Origin of the sequence: Pseudescherichia sp. (assembly GCF_031987975.1) — a bacterium.
Taxonomy (GTDB): domain Bacteria; phylum Pseudomonadota; class Gammaproteobacteria; order Enterobacterales; family Enterobacteriaceae; genus Pseudescherichia.
Map to the genome: position 1 here is coordinate 52,290 of NZ_DALZYX010000006.1, position 20,224 is coordinate 72,513.

19 protein-coding genes and 1 riboswitch are annotated in these 20,224 nt (G+C 57.5%); of the genes, 10 read left to right on the forward strand and 9 right to left on the reverse strand.

What is annotated here, in order from left to right; translation table 11 throughout:
• Positions 1-9: 9 nt before the first annotated feature.
• From ftsL to leuO, 7 genes are all read right to left on the reverse strand, one after another.
• Positions 10-375: a cell division protein FtsL gene (gene ftsL, locus RTN40_RS11915; protein ID WP_312228648.1), complete on the reverse strand. Its 366-nt coding sequence runs from the start codon at positions 373-375 to the stop codon at positions 10-12.
• Positions 372-1,313 (reverse strand): 16S rRNA (cytosine(1402)-N(4))-methyltransferase RsmH, encoded by a 942-nt coding sequence (rsmH, locus tag RTN40_RS11920; protein ID WP_312228649.1) that lies wholly within the window; start codon positions 1,311-1,313, stop codon positions 372-374. Before rsmH ends, ftsL begins: the two co-directional genes overlap by 4 nt.
• A gap of 2 nt (positions 1,314-1,315) precedes the next feature.
• The gene (gene mraZ / locus RTN40_RS11925) at positions 1,316-1,774 is read right to left on the reverse strand and encodes a division/cell wall cluster transcriptional repressor MraZ (protein WP_042390438.1); all 459 of its coding nucleotides are present in this window, start codon (positions 1,772-1,774) and stop codon (positions 1,316-1,318) included.
• 621 nt (positions 1,775-2,395) lie between these two features.
• Positions 2,396-3,400, reverse strand: coding sequence for a catabolite repressor/activator (gene cra, locus RTN40_RS11930; protein ID WP_103820720.1), 1,005 nt, complete (start codon positions 3,398-3,400; stop codon positions 2,396-2,398).
• 180 nt (positions 3,401-3,580) lie between these two features.
• Positions 3,581-4,072 carry an acetolactate synthase small subunit gene (gene ilvN / locus RTN40_RS11935; RefSeq protein ID WP_103820721.1) on the reverse strand — a complete coding sequence of 164 codons (492 nt, stop codon included), beginning with the start codon at positions 4,070-4,072 and terminating at the stop codon, positions 3,581-3,583.
• Between the two features lie 2 nt (positions 4,073-4,074).
• A complete protein-coding gene (gene ilvI / locus RTN40_RS11940; RefSeq protein WP_312228650.1) occupies positions 4,075-5,799 on the reverse strand; it encodes an acetolactate synthase 3 large subunit in 1,725 nt (574 codons plus the stop codon).
• Between the two features lie 311 nt (positions 5,800-6,110).
• Positions 6,111-7,076: a transcriptional regulator LeuO gene (gene leuO, locus RTN40_RS11945; protein WP_409418527.1), complete on the reverse strand. Its 966-nt coding sequence runs from the start codon at positions 7,074-7,076 to the stop codon at positions 6,111-6,113.
• A gap of 604 nt (positions 7,077-7,680) precedes the next feature.
• Between leuO and leuL the strand changes: the two genes are divergently transcribed.
• From leuL to RTN40_RS11970, 6 genes are all read left to right on the forward strand, one after another.
• Positions 7,681-7,767, forward strand: a complete 87-nt coding sequence (gene leuL, locus RTN40_RS21005) for a leu operon leader peptide (RefSeq protein ID WP_103820724.1) — start codon at positions 7,681-7,683, stop codon at positions 7,765-7,767.
• Positions 7,768-7,862: 95 nt separating this feature from the next.
• The gene (gene leuA, locus RTN40_RS11950; protein ID WP_312228652.1) at positions 7,863-9,434 is read left to right on the forward strand and encodes a 2-isopropylmalate synthase; all 1,572 of its coding nucleotides are present in this window, start codon (positions 7,863-7,865) and stop codon (positions 9,432-9,434) included.
• Positions 9,434-10,525 (forward strand): 3-isopropylmalate dehydrogenase, encoded by a 1,092-nt coding sequence (gene leuB / locus RTN40_RS11955; protein ID WP_312228653.1) that lies wholly within the window; start codon positions 9,434-9,436, stop codon positions 10,523-10,525. The genes leuA and leuB overlap by 1 nt, the downstream gene beginning before the upstream one ends.
• A gap of 2 nt (positions 10,526-10,527) precedes the next feature.
• Complete coding sequence (gene leuC / locus RTN40_RS11960; RefSeq protein WP_312228654.1) at positions 10,528-11,928, forward strand: 3-isopropylmalate dehydratase large subunit; 1,401 nt, start codon at positions 10,528-10,530, stop codon at positions 11,926-11,928.
• Positions 11,929-11,938: 10 nt separating this feature from the next.
• The gene (gene leuD / locus RTN40_RS11965) at positions 11,939-12,544 is read left to right on the forward strand and encodes a 3-isopropylmalate dehydratase small subunit (RefSeq protein WP_312228655.1); all 606 of its coding nucleotides are present in this window, start codon (positions 11,939-11,941) and stop codon (positions 12,542-12,544) included.
• Between the two features lie 202 nt (positions 12,545-12,746).
• Entirely contained in the window at positions 12,747-12,959 is a 213-nt protein-coding gene (locus tag RTN40_RS11970) for a YdgH/BhsA/McbA-like domain containing protein (protein ID WP_312212140.1), read from the forward strand.
• Positions 12,960-12,997: 38 nt separating this feature from the next.
• Here the strand turns inward: RTN40_RS11970 and RTN40_RS11975 are convergent, their stop codons facing one another.
• On the reverse strand, positions 12,998-14,176 hold the full coding sequence (locus RTN40_RS11975) for a sugar efflux transporter (RefSeq protein WP_312228656.1): 1,179 nt from the start codon (positions 14,174-14,176) through the stop codon (positions 12,998-13,000).
• A gap of 184 nt (positions 14,177-14,360) precedes the next feature.
• On the opposite strand from RTN40_RS11975, the gene sgrR reads away from it, so the two are divergent.
• From sgrR to thiQ, 4 genes are all read left to right on the forward strand, one after another.
• Positions 14,361-16,016: an HTH-type transcriptional regulator SgrR gene (gene sgrR / locus RTN40_RS11980; protein ID WP_312228657.1), complete on the forward strand. Its 1,656-nt coding sequence runs from the start codon at positions 14,361-14,363 to the stop codon at positions 16,014-16,016.
• 36 nt (positions 16,017-16,052) lie between these two features.
• Positions 16,053-16,151: riboswitch (TPP riboswitch) on the forward strand.
• Positions 16,152-16,186: 35 nt separating this feature from the next.
• On the forward strand, positions 16,187-17,185 hold the full coding sequence (gene thiB / locus RTN40_RS11985; protein ID WP_312228658.1) for a thiamine ABC transporter substrate binding subunit: 999 nt from the start codon (positions 16,187-16,189) through the stop codon (positions 17,183-17,185).
• Positions 17,161-18,771, forward strand: a complete 1,611-nt coding sequence (thiP, locus tag RTN40_RS11990; protein ID WP_312228659.1) for a thiamine/thiamine pyrophosphate ABC transporter permease ThiP — start codon at positions 17,161-17,163, stop codon at positions 18,769-18,771. The genes thiB and thiP overlap by 25 nt, the downstream gene beginning before the upstream one ends.
• Positions 18,755-19,456 carry a thiamine ABC transporter ATP-binding protein ThiQ gene (gene thiQ / locus RTN40_RS11995; protein WP_312228660.1) on the forward strand — a complete coding sequence of 234 codons (702 nt, stop codon included), beginning with the start codon at positions 18,755-18,757 and terminating at the stop codon, positions 19,454-19,456. The genes thiP and thiQ overlap by 17 nt, the downstream gene beginning before the upstream one ends.
• Here the strand turns inward: thiQ and RTN40_RS12000 are convergent.
• Positions 19,450-20,220 (reverse strand): DedA family protein, encoded by a 771-nt coding sequence (locus RTN40_RS12000; protein ID WP_312228661.1) that lies wholly within the window; start codon positions 20,218-20,220, stop codon positions 19,450-19,452. The genes thiQ and RTN40_RS12000 overlap by 7 nt on opposite strands.
• Positions 20,221-20,224: the final 4 nt, after the last annotated feature.

Sequence of the window (20,224 nt, forward strand, 5' to 3'; positions counted from 1 at the left end):
CGTAAGTCCTTATTTCTGTACTACGATGTTTTCTTGTGAAGGATCAACATGCTGCAGCTGCAGCTTTTCGGTTGCGATCCGTTCAACGCGGCTGTGATCGCCGAGGGCATTCTCTTCAAGGATCAGGTTGCGCCACTCGATATCCAGCGCGTCACGCTCCAGTACCAGCTGCTCACGCTGCGCCGTCAGCAGTCGGGTATGGTGCGCGGTCGTCACTACCGTCACCGCCGTCACGATGATGCAGATGAACAGGCAGAGCGGCAGTTTCCCAAAGCGCAAAAGATCGTCTGCGATCACGCCAGGTAAGGCATGGCGCTCGGTGTTGCCTAACGACCCTTTTACTTTGCTAAAGGTCTCTGCCACCCTGCCGATCATGCGTTCGTCCTCTCTGCGATACGCAGCACTGAACTACGGGCGCGTGGATTCTCTGCCACCTCTTCTTCGCCCGGCATCAACTTGCCTAACGCTCGCAGATAGCGGCCGCCCAGTTTACTGAGTTGCGCTTCGGTCATTGGTAACCCGGCTGGAACCTGTGGACCCCGGCTCTGCTCACGCATAAAGCGTTTCACAATGCGATCCTCCAGCGAGTGGAAGCTGATGATCGACAGCCTGCCTCCCGGGGCCAGCACGTCGAGTGAGTTTTTTAGCGCCTGCTCTATCTCCTCCAGTTCACTGTTCACCCAGATGCGCACCGCCTGGAAGGTACGGGTCGCGGGATGTTTATGCTTATCCTTCACCGGCGTTGCGGCGGCAATCACTTCCGCCAGCTCTTTGGTGCGGGTCATCGGCTCAATGCGGTTACGCTCCACGATGGCGCGGGCAATACGTTTGCCGAAGCGCTCTTCGCCAAAGGTTTTAATCACCCAGGCGATATCGGCTTCGTCAGCGGTTTGTAACCATTCGGCGGCGGACTGGCCGCGGGTGGGATCCATACGCATGTCCAGCGGGCCGTCGCGCATAAAGGAGAAGCCACGTTCAGGATCGTCAAGCTGCGGTGAGGAGACGCCAAGATCGAGAAGAATACCGTCGATTTTGCCGGCGAGATCGCGCTCGCGAACATAGTCCGCCAGCCCGGAAAAAGGTCCGTGCACAATTGAGAAGCGTGGGTCGTCAATGGTTTTGGCGATAGCGATCGCTTCAGGATCGCGATCGATTGCCAGCAGCCGTCCTTCCGCCCCCAGCTGGGAGAGGATCAGGCGCGAGTGGCCACCGCGACCAAAAGTTCCATCTATGTAGATGCCGTCAGGACGAATGTTCAGGCCGTTTACAGCCTCGTCGAGCAGTACCGTTGTGTGTTTAAAATTTTCCATCATCGTTATAGAGACAAATCCTGCAATCGCTCTGAAAGTGGTTCAGAGCCTGACTGCTCAGCGTCGATATCTTCCTTGACCCGTTGATACCAGGTCGTTTCATCCCACAGCTCAAACTTGTTAAACTGCCCGACCAGCATCACTTCTTTGTTCAGTCCGGCATGGTGCCGTAAAACGGGAGCAATCAATAAGCGCCCCGCGCTATCCATCTGACATTCACTGGCATGTCCCAGCAGTAAACGCTGCACGCGTCGCTCTGCGGGATTCATGCTCGACAGACGCGATAATTTTTGCTCAATAATTTCCCATTCCGGGAGGGGGTAAAGCAGCAGGCAGGCGTGATGGATGTCAATGGTACAGACCATCTGACCGGCAGCATGCTCGACAAGTTGTTCCCGGTAGCGAACAGGCACGGACAACCGACCTTTACTGTCGAGATTAACTAACGTTGCCCCACGGAACATGCCAGTTTCACCTCAAAATCAACCTTTCACCACTTTATCCCACAAATCCCCACCGAGGGAGTTTACGGAGCGGAGGAAAAGCTTGTCAAGCCAGCACTGAGGCTAACGAGTCCGAAACAACCACGATTAATTGTGGAGAACAGGCCCGCACAAAATGTGCTCAACGCGCGCTGCAAATTAACGTCATGAATATTTGCAAAAAAAATAATGAGTCCGCATGAGACGGCGAAAAGCCTAAGTCACGATACGGGCTAAATATAAAGTGTCAGTTTGCGACGCGGGCAGCATTTTAAGCCATATTGTCAATGGTTAACAGCGTCAGTTGCAGGCGGAGCGACGGCAGAAGGGTTGTTGAGAGCAAAAGTGAATTGTCATACTAAAAAAAAGGTCATTAATTCAGCGGCCATGCTGTAGATGTAACAAAACAATACAAAATTAACGCGTCGTTACCTCCTTTTCCCCTAAAAAAATGCGTTTTAAGAATGAAGGGAAATTTAAAAAATAGCGGCCTATAGATTTTAAGGATTAATCCGAGCGTTAATTTACGTTAATACGCCAATGGCTGTCATTTAAAAGGGGGCGCGGACAGGGAAAGGCAGCTTTCGCTGCCTTTAGGTAAAATCAGATGCGGTTTAGCACGCCGCGGCGGTAGAGGTTGCGCCGGATGCGGCTCAGGCCCGGCTTCGGCTTACGCGGCTCGTCGAGGCTGGCCAGTACGATCTCCAGCACGCGCTCCGCCACGTCGCGATGGCGCTGGGCCACGGCCAGCACCGGACACTGCAGGAAGTCCAGCAGCTCATGATCGCCAAAGGTAGCGATGGCTAAATTGGCTGGCAGATGGCCGTCGCGGCGCAGCGTCACATCCATCACCCCCTGTAACAGAGCAAACGAGGTAGTGAACAGCGCCTGCGGCATCGGATTGGTCTCCAGCCACTTGTCGAACAGCTGCGCAGCTGCTTCACGCTCGTAGCTGTTGGCGTAGAGGAAGCTCACCTCGCGCGGATCGTCTTTCCAGGCGGTGCGGAAACCCTGTTCGCGCAGGAAGCTGACGGAAAGCTCCGGCAGCGCCCCCAGATAGAGGACGTTCTCCGCCGGGAAGGTGCGCAGCTCCGCCGCCAGCATCTCGGCATCATCCTGATCGGCACCGACCACGCTGGTAAAGTGTTCCCGGTCTAACGCCCGGTCGAGAGCAACGATAGGGAACGCATCGTTGGCCCAGCGTTGGTAAAAGGGGTGCTCCGGCGGAAGCGACGTCGACACGATAATGGCATCGACCTGACGCTGCAGCAGATGCTCAATACAGCGCATTTCGTTATCCGGCTGGTCTTCCGAACAGGCAATGAGGAGCTGGTAGCCGCGCTGGCGCGCCTGTCGCTCAAGGTAGTTAGCAATGCGGGTATAGCTGGTATTCTCCAGATCGGGAATAACCAGGCCAATCGACCGCGTGCGTCCTGCCCGCAGCCCGGCGGCCACCGCATTCGGATGGTAGTTATGCTCGCGCACAACGGCCATGACTTTTTCAACGGTTTTGTCGCTAACGCGATACTGCTTCGCTTTGCCGTTGATCACATAGCTTGCTGTGGTGCGTGAGACGCCGGCAAGCCGGGCGATTTCATCCAGTTTCACAATTGCCTCTCAAAAAAAAAGGATACTCCATAACCTTTTTAGGAATATAGGTTTAGTTCCATAACATCTAAACGCAGAATAGTCACTGCGGCAACCGCTTTTGCTCAGCCTTCCGGCTGTTTTCGCAAAAAAAAGCCCGACGGGATCCGCCGGGCTGCTCATTTTGCCGTTGCCTTCAACCTAACGCATGATTTTATCGCCGCGCGACAGGCCAACCACCCCAGAGCGGGCAACCTCGACAATTTTCGCCACGTCGCGGATAGAGGCCAGAAACGCATCCAGCTTATCGCTGGTGCCGGCAAGCTGAACCGTGTAGATAGAGGGAGTCACGTCAATGATCTGCCCACGGAAGATCTCCGCGTTACGCTTCACCTCCTCCCGACCATAGCCGCTGGCCTGGATCTTCACTAGCATGATCTCGCGCTCAACGTGTGCCCCCTGCCCCAGCTCGCTGACGCGCAGCACGTCCACTAGCTTATGCAGCTGCTTCTCGATCTGCTCCAGCACCTTGGCATCGCCCACCGTCTGAATGGTCATGCGGGAGAGGGTCGGATCGTCCGTCGGCGCCACGGTCAGGCTCTCAATGTTGTAGCCACGCTGGGAGAAGAGACCAATCACGCGCGACAGCGCACCCGATTCGTTCTCCAGTAATACAGATAATATCCGGCGCATAATCAGGTTCTCTCCGTTTTGCTTAACCACATCTCATCCATGCCGCCGCCACGGATCTGCATGGGGTACACATGCTCACTGCCGTCAACGGTCACGTCAACAAATACCAGACGGCCATTTTTTACCTGCGCTAAAGCCTCGCTCAGCTGCGCCTCCAGCTCATCAGGGCGGGTGATACGGATACCAACGTGACCGTAGGCTTCGGCCAGACGGGCAAAATCAGGGAGGGATTGCATATAGGACTGTGAGTGGCGGCCGGAGTAGATCATATCCTGCCACTGCTTCACCATCCCCAGATAGCGGTTGTTCAGATTCAGTACCAGCACCGGCAGCTCATACTGTAGCGCCGTTGATAGCTCCTGAATGTTCATCTGGATACTGCCGTCGCCGGTCACGCAGACCACCGTCTCTTCCGGCAGGGCCATTTTCACCCCCAGCGCAGCGGGCAGGCCAAAGCCCATCGTGCCGAGGCCGCCGGAGTTGATCCAGCGCCGTGGCTTATCGAAAGGATAATAGAGGGCGGCAAACATCTGGTGCTGGCCGACGTCAGAGGTCACGTAGGCATCGCCATGAGTCAGACGCCAGATAGCTTCGATCACCGCCTGCGGTTTGATGCTCTCGCTCTGGGTGTCGTACTTCAGGCACTGGCGGGCGCGCCAGCTATCAATTGTCAGCCACCAGTCGCGGATGTCGTCGTGGGGCTGAACGCTCTCTTCCTGGGCCAGCAGCTCCAGCATCAGCTCCAGCACCAGACGGGCATCGCCCACGATAGGCACGTCCGCTGCCACCGTTTTCGAGATGGAGGTGGGGTCGATATCGATGTGCAGCACCGTGGCGTTCGGGCAGTACTTCATCAGATTGTTGGTGGTGCGATCGTCGAAGCGTACACCGACGGCAAAAATCACATCTGAGTGGTGCATCGTCATGTTGGCTTCGTAGGTGCCGTGCATCCCCAGCATCCCGAGCGCCTGACGATGGGTAGCCGGAAACGCGCCTAGCCCCATGAGTGAAGAGACGACCGGCAGGTTTAGCTTCTCGGCCAGCTCGCGCAGCTGCTTATCACAGGCAGCGTTGATCGCCCCGCCCCCCACGTAGACCACCGGCTTCTTCGCGGCGATCAGGGTCTGCAATGCGCGCTTGATCTGTCCCTTATGCCCCTGGGTGGTCGGGTTATAGGAGCGCATGCTCACCGACTCCGGCCAGACGTAGGGCAGCTTATTCGCCGGGTTCATGATGTCTTTGGGTAGATCAACTACCACGGGGCCGGGACGGCCGGTAGAGGCCAGCCAGAAGGCTTTCTTCAGCACGCCAGGAATATCTTCCGCCTGTTTGACCAGGAAGCTATGTTTCACCACCGGGCGGGAGATCCCTACCATGTCGCACTCCTGAAAGGCGTCGTAGCCGATCAGCGAGGTGGCAACCTGCCCGGAGAGCACCACCAGCGGAATAGAGTCCATATAGGCGGTGGCAATACCGGTAATGGCATTGGTTGCGCCAGGCCCGGAGGTGACCAGCACCACGCCCACTTCGCCAGTGGCGCGCGCCAGACCGTCCGCCATATGCACCGCCGCCTGCTCGTGCCGCACCAGCACATGCTCAATGCCGCCCACCGTATGCAGGGCGTCGTAGATATCAAGGACGGCCCCTCCAGGGTAACCAAAGACCTGCTTTACCCCCTGATCGATGAGCGATCGGACGACCATTTCGGCTCCAGACAACATCTCCATGACTTGCCTCCAGGCTTTTATATATTGTCAGCTACCTTAACTGCTGATTACGGGGCAGGCAATTAGCAAACGATTAGCGTTGCAGCGGGTAAAAAGAGGAAGCGGGAGGTGAATAAAAGGTTAGTAGTAGATTCAACTGCGATAAGGAAAGCTAATGATGCTTCATCATTTGAAACGGGCCACGTACAGCAATTCATCCATTTTTCACCTGTCGGCAAAGCTTAGATAAAAATCACATTAGTTTAAAATCTGGCAAATAAACCCTTTTGCAGCATAAACCGGATAGTGGCTATCCGGTTTTACCCCATAGCTTATACGCGGCGGCAAACGTCGATTAAAAGCTCTTCCATCCACTGATGGCCTTTATCGCGACCGGCTGCTTCGTGCCATGATAAAAAGCAGGTGCGGCTATTACGCTTTAACGGCAGCGGCATAATTTGCAGCCCCAGGCTGTCGGCAAATTTTTCGCTTAGCCAACGCGGGGCAATACAGACCAGCTGGGTTTGCGAGACGACGTTCAGCACGCTGACCAACGCCATTCCCTGGTAAGCAATTCGACTCTGTTTGTCTGGCGTGTCATACCACGGCTGGCTAAAAGAGGCGTAGCGCTCAAGAGAAACTACCGCATGCTCTTCATTATAGATATCGGCTTCGGTTAACGGATTATAGATACGCGGATGCTGTTTACTGGCCACCAGCACCATTTCATCGTTAAAAAGCGGCAGGCAGGAGAACTCCGGGCGCTTAAACTCTTCATAGCCAATAACAAACCCAGTTTCCTGATAGCGCAGCTGGTGCTCAATATTTTTATCCAGCGCCGAGCTAAAGACCAAATGAATATTGGGTGCGTCCTTTTCAATACGGTTATAGATAGTTGACGTCAGGTAGGTATCCAGTGGACTGCAGATACAAATATGGAAAATACGCTCGCTTTTAAGCGGGTCAAAACCAGAGCCAGGAAGTTCGTTCTGAATAAGCTGCAGCGCCTGATGAACCGACCCAAATAGCTGATAGGCACGGGCCGTAGGCTTGATGCCACGACCATAGCGGGAGAAGAGATCGTCGTTAAATAGCACCTTCAGACGGGCTACCGCGTTGCTGACCGCCGGCTGCGACATACCGAGATTGCGCGCTGCCCGGGTGATATTCTGCTCCTGCATGACCGCATCGAAAACGGTCAATAAATTAAGATCGACCTGGCGGAGCTTCGACTTCATATCATAAGGCAGCGAAAGATATTCATTTTTGACTTCTGACATTTTTGACTCCACTGTCATACTAAACTCCTTTTGCTGGCAAGCGTAAAACACCTTGAAAAATATGAGTTACCGAGCATATAAATAAGCAAAAGCAGTATCGTATAATTTTAGAAAAAATACAGAGTAATTTTGGATAATATTACGCGAAAAGCGTAATTGACATCGCGTTTCTTTATTGTCCAATGCATACCCTGAACGCTATGGGCGCCATAAAAACATAGACATCATGAATAATCAAAGCGATATATACTTAAAACCAGATTCAGATTTTCTAAAGTCATCTAATTAATTATTGGTAAAATGAATAGGGATTGTACCAGGATTGTAAAAAAACATATAAAAAATATATTATAAAGATATTAAATCCAGCCAAATCAAGCAAATGAACCGCGATATCAACCTGTGACAATATATATGCATTTGTAAATAGAATATGTCTGCCAGAAACCAGTCGAGACAGGCGCCCTCGCAGGAGTGAAAATGTTTCGCCCATTCTGTCCTAAATAGCACAATAATCTACCCCTCCGCTTCCGCTTCCGTCGGTTTTTCTTTCTCCGCTGTTGACATCATCTGCCATATCCAGTACCACTAAAAGCATATCGATTTCATCTGGAGCTGACGCATGATTCGCAACGTTCGTATCGCCGGTCTACTACTACTAAACGCATCCTCTTTGCGCGGTGGACTGGTGGGCGACAAACAGAGTTAAGTCAGCTTCCGGTTAAAACAAAGAACCCGCGCCAATGCGCGGGTTTTTTTATGCTCGTAGCACAAGGCGACTCCCGACAGACAAGGACCTAAACCATGAGCCAGCAGCACGTTACCATTTTCGATACCACCTTACGCGACGGTGAGCAGGCGTTACAGGCAAGCCTGAGTGTAAAAGAGAAACTGCAGATTGCACTGGCGCTTGAGCGTATGGGCGTAGACGTAATGGAGGTAGGCTTCCCGGTCTCTTCCCCGGGCGATTTTGAGTCCGTACAGACCATTGCCCGTCAGGTGAAAAATAGCCGCGTCTGCGCCCTGGCGCGCTGCGTTGAGAAAGATATCGACGTGGCAGCAGAGTCACTGAAGGTCGCTGAGGCTTTCCGTATCCATACCTTTATTGCTACCTCTCCGATGCACATCGCCACCAAGCTGCGCAGCACCCTGGACGAGGTGATCGAGCGCGCGGTTTATATGGTCAAACGTGCGCGTAACTATACTGACGACGTTGAGTTCTCCTGTGAAGATGCAGGCCGTACCCCGATTGCCGATCTGGCCCGAGTGGTAGAGGCAGCGATTAACGCCGGGGCGAAGACCATCAATATTCCTGATACCGTTGGCTACACCATGCCTTTCGAGTTCGCCAATATCATTACCGGCCTGTATGAGCATGTGCCTAACATCGATAAAGCCATCATCTCCGTCCACACCCATGACGATTTAGGCCTCGCCGTCGGCAACGCCATCGCGGCGGTCCATGCCGGGGCGCGCCAGGTTGAGGGTGCGATGAACGGTATTGGCGAGCGCGCCGGTAACTGCTCGCTGGAAGAGGTGATCATGGCGATTAAGGTGCGTAAGGACATCATGAACGTGCAGACCCGCATCAATCACCAGGAGATCTGGCGTACCAGCCAGATGGTCAGCCAGATCTGCAACATGCCGGTGCCCGCGAACAAGGCGATCGTCGGCACCGGCGCGTTTGCCCACTCCTCCGGTATCCATCAGGATGGCGTGCTGAAAAATCGTGAAAACTACGAAATCATGACCCCGGAGTCCATCGGCCTGAACCAGGTACAGCTGAACCTGACCTCCCGCTCCGGTCGTGCAGCCGTGAAGCACCGTATGGATGAGATGGGTTATAAAGAGAGCGACTATAACCTGGATAACCTGTACGACGCCTTCCTGAAGCTGGCGGATAAGAAGGGCCAGGTATTTGATTACGATCTGGAAGCGCTGGCCTTCATCAACAAGCAGCAGGAGGAGCCAGAGCACTTCCGCCTGGACTACTTCAGCGTGCAGTCCGGCTCCAATGCGATGGCCACCGCCTCGGTGAAGCTGGTCTGCGGCGATGAAGTGAAAGCCGAAGCCGCCAACGGCAACGGTCCGGTGGATGCCGTCTATCAGGCGATCAACCGCATCACCGACTACGATATCGAGCTGGTGAAGTACCAGCTGAGTGCGAAGGGCCACGGCAAAGATGCCCTGGGCCAGGTGGATATCGTGGCGAACTATAACGGCCGTCGTTTCCACGGTGTGGGTCTGGCGACCGACATCGTTGAGTCCTCCGCCAAAGCGATGGTGCACGTACTGAACAACATCTGGCGCGCCAATGAAGTCGAAAAAGAGCTGCAGCGTAAAGCAATAAAAGAAAACAACCAGGAAACCGTGTGATGTCTAAAAATTATCATATTGCAGTTTTGCCGGGCGACGGTATTGGCCCGGAAGTGATGGCGCAAGCCCTGAAAGTACTGGAAGCAATTCGTCAGCGTTTCTCCCTGCGCATTTCCACCAGCCACTACGACGTAGGCGGAATTGCCATTGACCGCCACGGCAACCCGCTGCCGCAGGCCACCGTTGCCGGCTGCGAGCAGGCCGATGCGATTCTCTTCGGCTCGGTCGGCGGCCCGAAGTGGGAACATCTGCCCCCGGCGCAGCAGCCGGAGCGCGGCGCGCTGCTGCCGCTGCGTAAGCACTTTAAGCTGTTCAGCAACCTGCGTCCGGCGAAGCTGTATCAGGGGCTGGAAGCCTTCTGCCCGCTGCGGGCGGATATCGCCGCCAACGGTTTTGATATTCTCTGCGTCCGCGAGCTGACCGGTGGGATCTATTTCGGCCAGCCGAAGGGCCGGGAAGGCAGCGGTCAGCATGAAAAAGCGTTTGATACCGAGGTCTATCATCGCTTCGAGATCGAGCGCATCGCCCGCATCGCCTTTGAGTCCGCGCGCAAGCGCCGGAATAAAGTGACCTCTATCGATAAGGCCAACGTGCTGCAAACCTCGCTGCTGTGGCGCGAGATCGTTAACGAGATCGCCAAAGAGTACCCGGACGTTGAGCTGGCGCATATGTACATCGACAACGCCACCATGCAGCTGATTAAGGATCCGTCCCAGTTTGACGTCCTGCTCTGCTCCAACCTGTTTGGCGACATCCTCTCCGACGAATGCGCGATGATCACCGGCTCGATGGGCATGTTGCCCTCCGCCAGCCTTAACGAGCAGGGCTTTGGCCTGTATGAGCCAGCAGGCGGCTCCGCTCCGGACATCGCCGGGAAAAACATTGCTAACCCGATTGCCCAGATCCTCTCCCTGGCGCTGCTGCTGCGCTACAGCCTGAACGCCAACGATGCGGCGGATGCGATTGAAGCCGCGATTAACCGCGCGCTGGAAGAGGGTGTGCGCACCGGTGACCTGGCCCGCGGCGGCGCGGCGGTCAGTACTGATGAGATGGGCGACATTATTGCCCGCTACGTAGCGGAAGGGGTGTAATCATGGCCAAGAGTTTGTATGAGAAGTTGTTTGACGCCCACGTGGTCTATGAAGCGCCGAACGAGACCCCACTGCTCTATATCGATCGTCACCTGGTGCATGAGGTGACCTCTCCGCAGGCGTTTGACGGCCTGCGGGCGCACCATCGCCCGGTGCGCCAGCCGGGTAAGACCTTCGCCACCATGGATCACAACGTCTCGACCCAGACGAAAGATATCAACGCCTCGGGTGAGATGGCACGTATTCAGATGCAGGAGCTGATCAAGAACTGCAACGAGTTTGGCGTGGAGCTGTACGATCTGAACCACCCTTACCAGGGCATCGTCCACGTGATGGGACCGGAGCAAGGCATCACCCTGCCGGGGATGACCATCGTCTGCGGCGACTCCCACACGGCCACCCACGGCGCATTCGGCGCGCTGGCGTTCGGGATTGGTACCTCCGAAGTTGAGCACGTGCTGGCAACCCAGACCCTGAAGCAGGGCCGCGCCAAGACCATGAAAATTGAGGTGCAGGGCCACGCCGCAGCGGGCATCACCGCAAAAGATATCGTACTGGCGATCATCGGCAAGACCGGCAGCGCGGGCGGTACCGGCCACGTCGTCGAGTTCTGCGGCGAAGCCATTCAGGCGTTGAGCATGGAGGGTCGGATGACCCTGTGCAATATGGCCATCGAGATGGGCGCTAAGGCGGGCATCGTCGCCCCTGACGAGACCACTTTTAACTACGTCAAAGGCCGCCTGCACGCGCCGAAAGGCAAAGATTTCGATGACGCAGTGGCCTACTGGAAGACGCTGAAGTCTGACGAGGGCGCGACCTTTGATACCGTCGTCACATTGCAGGCGGCAGAGATCGCCCCGCAGATCACCTGGGGAACTAACCCAGGCCAGGTGATCGCCGTGGGCGAGAACATTCCCGATCCGGCCTCGTTTGCCGATCCGGTTGAGCGCGCCAGCGCGGAGAAGGCGCTGGCCTATATGGGCCTGAAGCCGGGCATCCCGCTGACCGACGTGAGCATCGACAAGGTATTTATCGGCTCCTGCACCAACTCGCGCATTGAAGACCTGCGCGCGGCGGCAGAGATTGCCAAAGGACGTAAGGTTGCACCGGGCGTTCAGGCGCTGGTGGTTCCTGGCTCTGGCCCGGTGAAAGCCCAGGCGGAAGCGGAAGGTCTGGATAAAATCTTTATCGAGGCGGGCTTTGAGTGGCGTCTGCCGGGCTGCTCCATGTGCCTGGCGATGAACAACGATCGCCTGAATCCAGGCGAGCGCTGCGCCTCTACCAGTAACCGTAACTTTGAAGGCCGCCAGGGGCGCGGGGGACGTACCCACCTGGTCAGCCCGGCCATGGCCGCCGCCGCCGCCGTTACCGGCCACTTCGCTGACATTCGCAGCATCAAATAAGGAGACCATCATGGCAGAGAAATTTACCCAGCATACCGGCCTGGTGGTCCCTCTGGATGCCGCTAACGTCGATACCGATGCGATCATTCCCAAGCAGTTTTTACAGAAGGTCACGCGTACCGGCTTCGGCGCGCATCTGTTCAACGACTGGCGTTTCCTCGACGACAAAGGCGAGCAGCCGAACCCGGAGTTCGTGCTGAATTTTCCGCAGTATAAAGGCGCCTCTATCCTGCTGGCGCGGGAAAACTTTGGCTGCGGCTCCTCACGTGAGCACGCGCCGTGGGCGCTGACCGACTACGGCTTTAAGGTGGTGATCGCCCCAAGCTTTGCCGATATCTTCTACGGCAACAGCTTTAACAATCAGCTGCTGCCGGTCACGCTGAGCGATAGCGAGGTGGATGAGCTGTTTAACCTGGTGCAGAGCCATCCGGGCATCACTTTCGTGGTAGACCTGGAGGCACAGAAGGTGATCGCCGGGGAGAAATCCTACAGCTTCAATATCGACGCGTTCCGCCGCCACTGCATGTTAAACGGTCTGGACAGCATCGGCCTGACGTTGCAGCACGAAGAGGCTATCTCCGCCTATGAACAGCGGCAGCCCGCCTTTATGAGCTAACTGATACCGGTTTTAAACACCATTAACGGCGAGGAGCGATCCTCGCCGTTTTTTTATGCGTTGAATTTGTTAGCGTTATTAAATTAGTTAATGGTCATTATAAAATAGTGTTGACGCGCATAGCCAATCGCGCCTATCATTTATCTATCGATCGTTAACTAATTAACGACCCCAGACAAAATCAAGCTTAAGGATTACCATCATGAAATCGATTAAAACTCTTGTTGCTGCCGTTGCTCTCTCCACCCTCTCATTTGGTGCGTTTGCCCAGAGCGTAACCGCCAGCGGTACCACCATTGACGATGCTGAAGCGAAAATTGCCGCTCAGGCCCAGCAGGCCGGTGCCTCTTCCTATAAAATCACCGAAGCCAACGTCAATAACAACGTGCATATGACGGCTGAGCTGTATAAATAATAGTGCTGTATTGCCCGGCGGCGCACTGCTTGCCGGGCCTAAACATCCCTCACCCGCATTGTCAGCCCCAGCGTCAGCAGTGAAATCCCCGCAATAACCCAGTAGACCGCCCCGTGGCCATAGCTTTGCGCCAGCGCCCCCTGAATCACCCCCGCCAGAATCACCCCTGTAGAGATACTGTTGGTAAACAGCGTGGTGGCCGAACCCGCCCGCCCAGGCATCAGATCCTGAAACCAGAGCATGCCGATCCCGGCAACTATCCCGATAAACACCGCGTTGAAGAGCTGAAGCAGCAGCAGCGCATGTTCGCTATGGAAGAAGAGCAGGCCAATGTAGAACAGCACCCCCGCCGCGACCGCCAGGGACATCATCCGCCGTTTACCAAAGCGTTTAACGTAGTAACCAGCAAGGATCATCGCCGGGATCTCCAGCCCGGCGGCGGTACCCATCAGGATCCCTGCCAGCCGGTCGGGCAGGCCGAGATCCCCGCTGATCCACAGCGGCATATCGATGATGTACATGGTGTTGCAGGTCCACATCAGCGTGGAGGCGATAAACAGCTTGCGCACGTTACCATCGCGCCAGCCGCTGACCTGCGTTACCGCCACGTCCGCAGGCTGCTCCACCCGCGCCACCGACGGCAAAATCAGCGCAATCAGCGCGAAGCTGATGATAAAGATCCCGGCGGCGATGGAGAACATGGCGGTAAAACCGTAGTTTAGCGCCAGCATAAAGGCCAGCGGCGGGCCGATGACCCACGCCAGCGAGAGCTGGGCGCGCATCACCGAGCTGAACATCACCACCTCGCGGGCCGAGCTGTCGGCATACTCCCGGGCGAGGGCAAAGAGCTGCGGCATAGCGGTGTTGGCCAGCGAAGCCAGCAGCACGCCGCAGGTGATCAAGGTCAGGTAGTGACGGTTAAAGGCGAACAGCAGCGCATTGCCCACCGCCATCACACAGCAAAACATGATCAGCTTGCGGCGATCGCCCTGGCTGTCGGATCGTTTCGCCAGCCACAGGCTGACAAGGATCCCGGCGATGGCGTTGACAGTGTAGAACAGCCCCACCCAGAACGGCTCGGCTCCCACCTCGCGGCTGAGAAAGAGGCTGAGCGTCGGCGCCTGCAGCGCCCCGGCAATCCCCATCATAAACGCGACGATCATAAACGCGGCGTAGACCCCGTTCAGCCGCCTCCCCATTGTCATCAGCCAGAGCATAGGCATCCTTTTAGCGTGTGAGAAAAGAAAAAAGCCAGCAGAATCATAGCTGCTGGCGTGGCGATAAGCACCAATACTCAGTCACACAGATGAAAGCAGTTGGGCACCGCTTTCATCTGCAAGGATTATTGGCTTAATATAGGGAAAAATAAATTGCTGAGTTTTCGCCGGGAGTTCCCCTTTTATGTCCTCTGGTCGTCTGCAACAACAGTTTATCCGCCTGTGGCAGTGCTGTAGCGGCGCATCCCGGGAGACAACGCTTAGCGAGCTGGCGGAGCAGCTAAGCTGTTCCCGCCGCCATATGCGGACCCTGCTCAACGCCATGCAGCAGCGTGGCTGGCTGACGTGGGAAGCGGAAGCTGGTCGCGGTAAACGCTCGCGCCTCACCTTTCTCTATACCGGCCTGGCGCTCCAGCAGCAGCGAGCAGAGGATCTGCTGGATCAGGATCGCATCGATCAGCTGGTGCAGCTGGTAGGCGATAAAAGCGCCGTCCGGCAGATGCTGGTTTCACACCTTGGCAGAAGCTTTCGTCAGGGTCGGCATATTCTGCGCGTGCTCTACTATCGGCCGCTGCGTAACCTGCTGCCCGGCACGGCGCTGCGCCGTTCGGAAACCCACATTGCCCGCCAGATCTTTAGCGCACTGACGCGAATAAATGAGGAAAATGGGGAACTGGAGCCGGATATCGCCCATCACTGGAAGTGTCTCTCTCCCCTGCACTGGCGTTTTTATCTGCGTCCCGGCATTCATTTTCACCACGGTCGCGAGCTGGAGATGAGCGACGTCATCACTTCCCTGCAGCGGGTTAACGCCCTGCCGCTCTACTCGCATATCACAGAGATCGTCTCCCCTACCCCCTGGACACTGGATATTCACCTCTCCCAGCCCGACAGCTGGCTGCCGTGGCTGCTGGGTCACGTGCAGTCGATGATCCTGCCTCGGGAGTGGCCGACCATGGAGAACTTTGCCAGCCTGCCGGTGGGCACCGGCCCATACGCGGTAACGCTCAATAACAGCAACCAGCTGAAGATCCACGCCTTTGATGACTACTTTGGCTTCCGGGCGCTGATCGATGAGGTGAACGTCTGGGTGCTGCCCGACGTTAATGACGATCTGAGCGCGGGCCTGACGCTGGAGGGACCCGGTGGGGAGGAGAAAGCAGTTGAGAGCCGCCTCGAGGAGGGGTGCTACTACCTGCTGTTTGACGCCCGCACTCGTCGCGGCGCCAGCCAGCAGGTGCGGGAGTGGGTGAGCCAGATCCTCTCCCCGGCGAGCCTGCTTTTTCACGCCGAGGAGCACCACCAGCGCTACTGGTTTCCGGCCTACGGCCTGCTGCCGCGCTGGCATCATACCCGGCCGGGTGGCAGCGAAAAGCCAGCCGGGCTGGAGTCGCTGACCCTGACTTACTACCGGGAACACATTGAACATCGGGTGCTGGCCCAGACCATGAGCGCCCTGCTGGCGGCGCATCAGGTGACGCTGCATATTCAGGAGGTGGACTACGAGGAGTGGCACAGCGGCGATGCGGTGAGCGATATCTGGCTCAACAGCGCTAACTTTACCCTGCCGCTGGATTTCTCCCTCTTTACCCACCTCTATGAGGTGCCGCTGTTGCAGAAGTGTATTCCCCGTGACTGGCAGGCGGATGCCACCCAGTGGCGAGCGGGTGAGATGAACCTGGCCGCCTGGTGTCAGCAGCTGCTGGCGGGCAAGGCGATTGTGCCGCTGATCCACCACTGGCTGATGATCCAGGGACAGCGCAGCATGCGCGGCCTGCGGATGAACACCCTGGGCTGGTTTGATTTTAAATCGGCGTGGTTTGCCCCGCCGGACCCATAAGGCTTTCGGATTTCTTACATAATCATTACAATAAGGCCGTGCTCAACGGGGTGCTGCGCGATGCGTGTGCTGAGAAAATACCCGTCGAACCTGATCCGGATAACGCCGGCGAAGGGATTTGAGGCTACCGCTCAAAATCCTTTGCCACTCTCTTTCTATTGAGGTGCAAAGTGTTAAAAAAATGTCTGCCGCTGCTGCTGCTTGTGGCCGCCCCCGTTTTTGCCGCCCCGGCTGCTAATAAACCCGTTCTCACCGTCTACACCTACGACTCCTTCGCCGCCGACTGGGGGCCAGGTCCTGCGGTGAAAAAAGCCTTTGAGGCCGACTGCAACTGCGAGCTGAAGATGGTGGCGCTGGAGGATGGCGTCTCGCTGCTCAACCGTCTGCGCATGGAAGGCAAAAACAGCAAGGCCGACGTGGTACTGGGTCTCGACAATAACCTGCTGGAGGCGGCCAGCCAGACCAAACTGTTTGCAAAAAGCGGCGTGGCAGCCGATGCCGTTAACGTCCCCGGCGGCTGGAAAAACGATACATTTGTCCCCTTCGACTACGGCTACTTTGCCTTTGTCTATGACAAGAACAAGCTAAAAAACCCGCCGAAGAGCCTGAAGGAGCTGGTGGAGAGCGACCAGAAGTGGCGAGTGATCTATCAGGATCCGCGCACCAGCACCCCAGGGCTGGGCCTGCTGCTGTGGATGCAAAAAGTCTACGGAGATAAAACGCCTGAAGCGTGGCAGAAGCTGGCGGCGAAAACCGTCACCGTCACCAAAGGCTGGAGCGAAGCCTACGGCCTGTTCCTGAAGGGCGAGAGCGATCTGGTCCTGAGCTATACCACCTCCCCGGCCTATCACCTGATCGAAGAGAAAAAGGATAACTACGCGGCGGCGGACTTCAGCGAAGGCCACTATCTACAGGTAGAGGTCGCCGCCCGCACCGCAGCCAGCAAACAGCCTGAGCTGGCGGAGAAGTTCCTCCAGTTTATGGTCAGCCCGGCGTTCCAGAACGCCATCCCGACCGGCAACTGGATGTACCCGGTGAGCAACGTAACGCTGCCCGCTGGCTTTGACCAGCTGACGAAGCCGAAAACCACCCTGGAGTTTACCCCGCAGCAGGTCTTCTCCCAACGCGCTGAGTGGATTAATACGTGGCTTCGCGCGACCAGCCGCTAGTTCCCGGCTGGCTGCTGCCCGGCGCGACCGCTGCCACCCTGCTGGTGGCGGTGGCGCTGGCGGCGTTTGTTGCCCTCTGGCTCAACGCGCCGACCACCGACGTCTCGGCGCTGTGGCACGATAGCTACCTGCGTCACGTCATTGCTTTCTCTTTTATACAGGCATTTCTCTCTGCTCTGCTCTCGGTGGTGCCTGCCATCTTTCTGGCCCGCGCCCTCTATCGCCGTCGCTTTCCCGGACGGCTGATGCTGCTCCGCCTCTGCGCCATGACCCTGATCCTACCGGTGCTGGTGGCGGTTTTTGGCATCCTGACCGTCTACGGGCGTCAGGGCTGGCTGGCGTCGCTGTGTGATGCCCTCGGCCTGCCGTGGCTCTTCTCACCCTACGGGCTGAGCGGCATCCTGCTGGCGCACATCTTTTTTAACCTGCCGATGGCGACCCGCCTGCTGCTCCAGGCCCTGGAGCAGATCCCCGGCGAGCAGCGCCAGCTCGCCGCCCAGCTGGGAATGCGCGGTTTTGCCTTCTTCCGCTTTGTAGAGTGGCCGTGGCTGCGGCGGCAGATCCCACCGGTGGCGGCGCTGATCTTTATGCTCTGCTTCGCCAGCTTCGCCACTGTCCTGTCGCTGGGCGGCGGTCCCAAAGCTACCACTATCGAGCTGGCGATCTATCAGGCCCTGAGCTTCGACTACGATCCTGGCCGCGCCGCGCTGCTGGGGCTATTACAGATGATCTGCTGCCTGGGGCTGGTGCTGCTTAGCCAGCGCCTGAGCAAGGCCATTCCGGTGGGTAGCAATCAGATCCAGGGCTGGCGCGATCCCGAAGACAGCTGGCGCGCCCGGCTGGGCGACGGCCTGCTGATCGGCCTGGCGCTGCTGCTGCTGCTCCCGCCTCTGCTGGCGGTGATCGTCGAGGGCGTTAACCGTAACCTGCCTGCGGTGCTGGCCCAGCCGGTGCTGTGGCAGGCGGTGTGGACCTCCCTGCGCATTGCCGTGCTGGCCGGGCTGCTCTGCGTGATCCTGACCATGATGCTGCTCTGGAGCAGCCGCGAGCTGCGGGCGCGCGGACAGCCGCGCCGGGGTCAGGCGCTGGAACTCAGTGGGATGCTGATCCTCGCCATGCCCGGCATCGTGCTGGCAACCGGCTTCTTTCTGCTGCTCAACAACTCTGTCGGCCTGCCCACCTCGGCGGATGGGATAGTGATCTTTACCAATGCCCTGATGGCCATTCCCTATGCCCAGAAGGTGCTCGATAACCCGATGCGGGACATCACCGCCCGCTACAGCCTGCTGTGCGAGTCGTTGGGCATGCGCGGCTTTTCACGCCTGCGGGTGGTGGAGCTGCGCGCGCTGCGGCGACCGCTGGCCCAGGCGCTGGCCTTCGCCTGCGTGCTCTCAATCGGCGACTTCGGGGTAGTGGCGCTGTTTGGTAACGAAGAGTTCCGTACGCTGCCCTTCTATCTCTATCAGCAGATTGGCTCCTACCGCAGCCAGGACGGCGCGGTGACGGCGCTGATCCTGCTGGCGCTCTGTTTTGTTCTCTTTACCGTTATTGAAAAACTTCCGGGCCGCCATGCTAAAACTCACTGATGTCACCTGGCTCTACCAGCATCTGCCGATGCGCTTTACTCTCGCCGTCGAGGCGGGCGAACAGATTGCCGTGCTGGGACCCAGCGGCGCGGGGAAGAGCACCCTGCTCAACCTAATCGCCGGTTTTATCCAGCCGGTGAGCGGCACGATCGTGATTGGCGAGCGGGAGCATACCGCTACGCCGCCGTCGCGCCGTCCGGTATCAATGCTGTTTCAGGAGAATAACCTCTTTACCCACCTGACGGTGCGGCAGAACATCGGCCTCGGCCTGCATCCCGGCCTGAAGCTCAATGCTGAACAGCAGCAGAAGCTGGAGGAGATTGCCGCCCAGATGGGGCTGGAAACGCTGCTCGACAGGCTGCCGGACCAGCTCTCCGGTGGGCAGCGGCAGCGGGTGGCGCTGGCGCGCTGTCTGGTGCGGGAGCAGCCCATCCTGCTGCTGGACGAGCCGTTTTCGGCGCTCGATCCGGCCCTGCGTCAGGAGATGCTGGCCCTGGTGCAGAGCGTTTGCCAGCGGCAAAACATCACTCTGCTGATGGTCTCCCACAGCATTGAGGATGCCGCGCGCATCGCCAGCCGGGCGCTGGTGGTGGCCGAGGGGCGCATCGCGTGGGACGGCGCAACCGCCGATCTGGTCAGCGGTCGCGCCCCGGTTTCTACACTGCTGGGAATTGAACCTCAGTGACCGCTGATGACCTTACCGAGGATCGTTAAATAGGTAGGCATCAGCGGATGACGGGCCACTGCCACGCAGGCAACTACCGCCACGCCGAGCAGCAGCGGAGCAACCCACAGCAGCCGTCCGCGCGGCAGGTATTTTGTCAGCCGATCGCTGCCGGACTTGCCGCTGCGCCACAGTCGCCAGCAGAGCCACACCGCTATCCAGAGCAGCAGCGCTGCACCCAGCAGAAGCCACTTAAACGCCCCGCTCTGCTCATCGGCAGGAATATCAATCGCCGCCCCGGCGAGAATGCCCGGTAGAAAGTAGAACGGCGGCCAGAGCAGGCAGCCAATAATGTTGGGCAGGATAAATTTGCTGACGGGAAGATCGAGCATTCCGGCAACCATTGGCACCAGCGGGCGGGTTGGCCCAACAAAGCGGCCGACCAGGATAGTAAACATGCTGTGCTGGTGCAGAGCATGCTCGGTTTTATCCAGCAGCGCCTTGTTCTTTTTCATAAATGACCAGCGGTGCAGCGGCTTCTTAAAGCGCCAGCCGAGCCAGAAGGAGATCCAGTCCCCCAGCAGGCAGCCGACAATCCCCGCCAGCCATGCATACCAGAAGTTCACCTCGCCGCTGCCGATCAGCGCGCCCAGTCCGGCCATCATCACCGTACCCGGCAGGATCAGGCCCACCAGCGCTAGAGACTCCAGAAAAGCAACCAGCGCAATAGCGATAAGCGTGTAGGTAGCTGATTGGGTAATAAAATGTTCCAGAAATGCCTGCATACGC

Bases quoted from the DNA above. Each gene is read 5' to 3' on its own strand.
- leuC (WP_312228654.1), top strand. From the start codon at position 10,528: ATGGCCAAGAGTTTGTATGAGAAGTTGTTTGACGCCCACGTGGTCTAT.
- leuO (WP_409418527.1), bottom strand. From the start codon at position 7,076: ATGACAGTGGAGTCAAAAATGTCAGAAGTCAAAAATGAATATCTTTCG.
- mraZ (WP_042390438.1), bottom strand. From the start codon at position 1,774: ATGTTCCGTGGGGCAACGTTAGTTAATCTCGACAGTAAAGGTCGGTTG.
- ilvN (WP_103820721.1), bottom strand. From the start codon at position 4,072: ATGCGCCGGATATTATCTGTATTACTGGAGAACGAATCGGGTGCGCTG.
- rsmH (WP_312228649.1), bottom strand. From the start codon at position 1,313: ATGATGGAAAATTTTAAACACACAACGGTACTGCTCGACGAGGCTGTA.
- RTN40_RS12000 (WP_312228661.1), bottom strand. From the start codon at position 20,220: ATGCAGGCATTTCTGGAACATTTTATTACCCAATCAGCTACCTACACG.
- RTN40_RS11975 (WP_312228656.1), bottom strand. From the start codon at position 14,176: ATGCTCTGGCTGATGACAATGGGGAGGCGGCTGAACGGGGTCTACGCC.
- thiQ (WP_312228660.1), top strand. From the start codon at position 18,755: ATGCTAAAACTCACTGATGTCACCTGGCTCTACCAGCATCTGCCGATG.
- leuA (WP_312228652.1), top strand. From the start codon at position 7,863: ATGAGCCAGCAGCACGTTACCATTTTCGATACCACCTTACGCGACGGT.
- ftsL (WP_312228648.1), bottom strand. From the start codon at position 375: ATGATCGGCAGGGTGGCAGAGACCTTTAGCAAAGTAAAAGGGTCGTTA.
- sgrR (WP_312228657.1), top strand. From the start codon at position 14,361: ATGTCCTCTGGTCGTCTGCAACAACAGTTTATCCGCCTGTGGCAGTGC.
- ilvI (WP_312228650.1), bottom strand. From the start codon at position 5,799: ATGGAGATGTTGTCTGGAGCCGAAATGGTCGTCCGATCGCTCATCGAT.
- leuB (WP_312228653.1), top strand. From the start codon at position 9,434: ATGTCTAAAAATTATCATATTGCAGTTTTGCCGGGCGACGGTATTGGC.
- leuD (WP_312228655.1), top strand. From the start codon at position 11,939: ATGGCAGAGAAATTTACCCAGCATACCGGCCTGGTGGTCCCTCTGGAT.
- RTN40_RS11970 (WP_312212140.1), top strand. From the start codon at position 12,747: ATGAAATCGATTAAAACTCTTGTTGCTGCCGTTGCTCTCTCCACCCTC.
- leuL (WP_103820724.1), top strand. From the start codon at position 7,681: ATGATTCGCAACGTTCGTATCGCCGGTCTACTACTACTAAACGCATCC.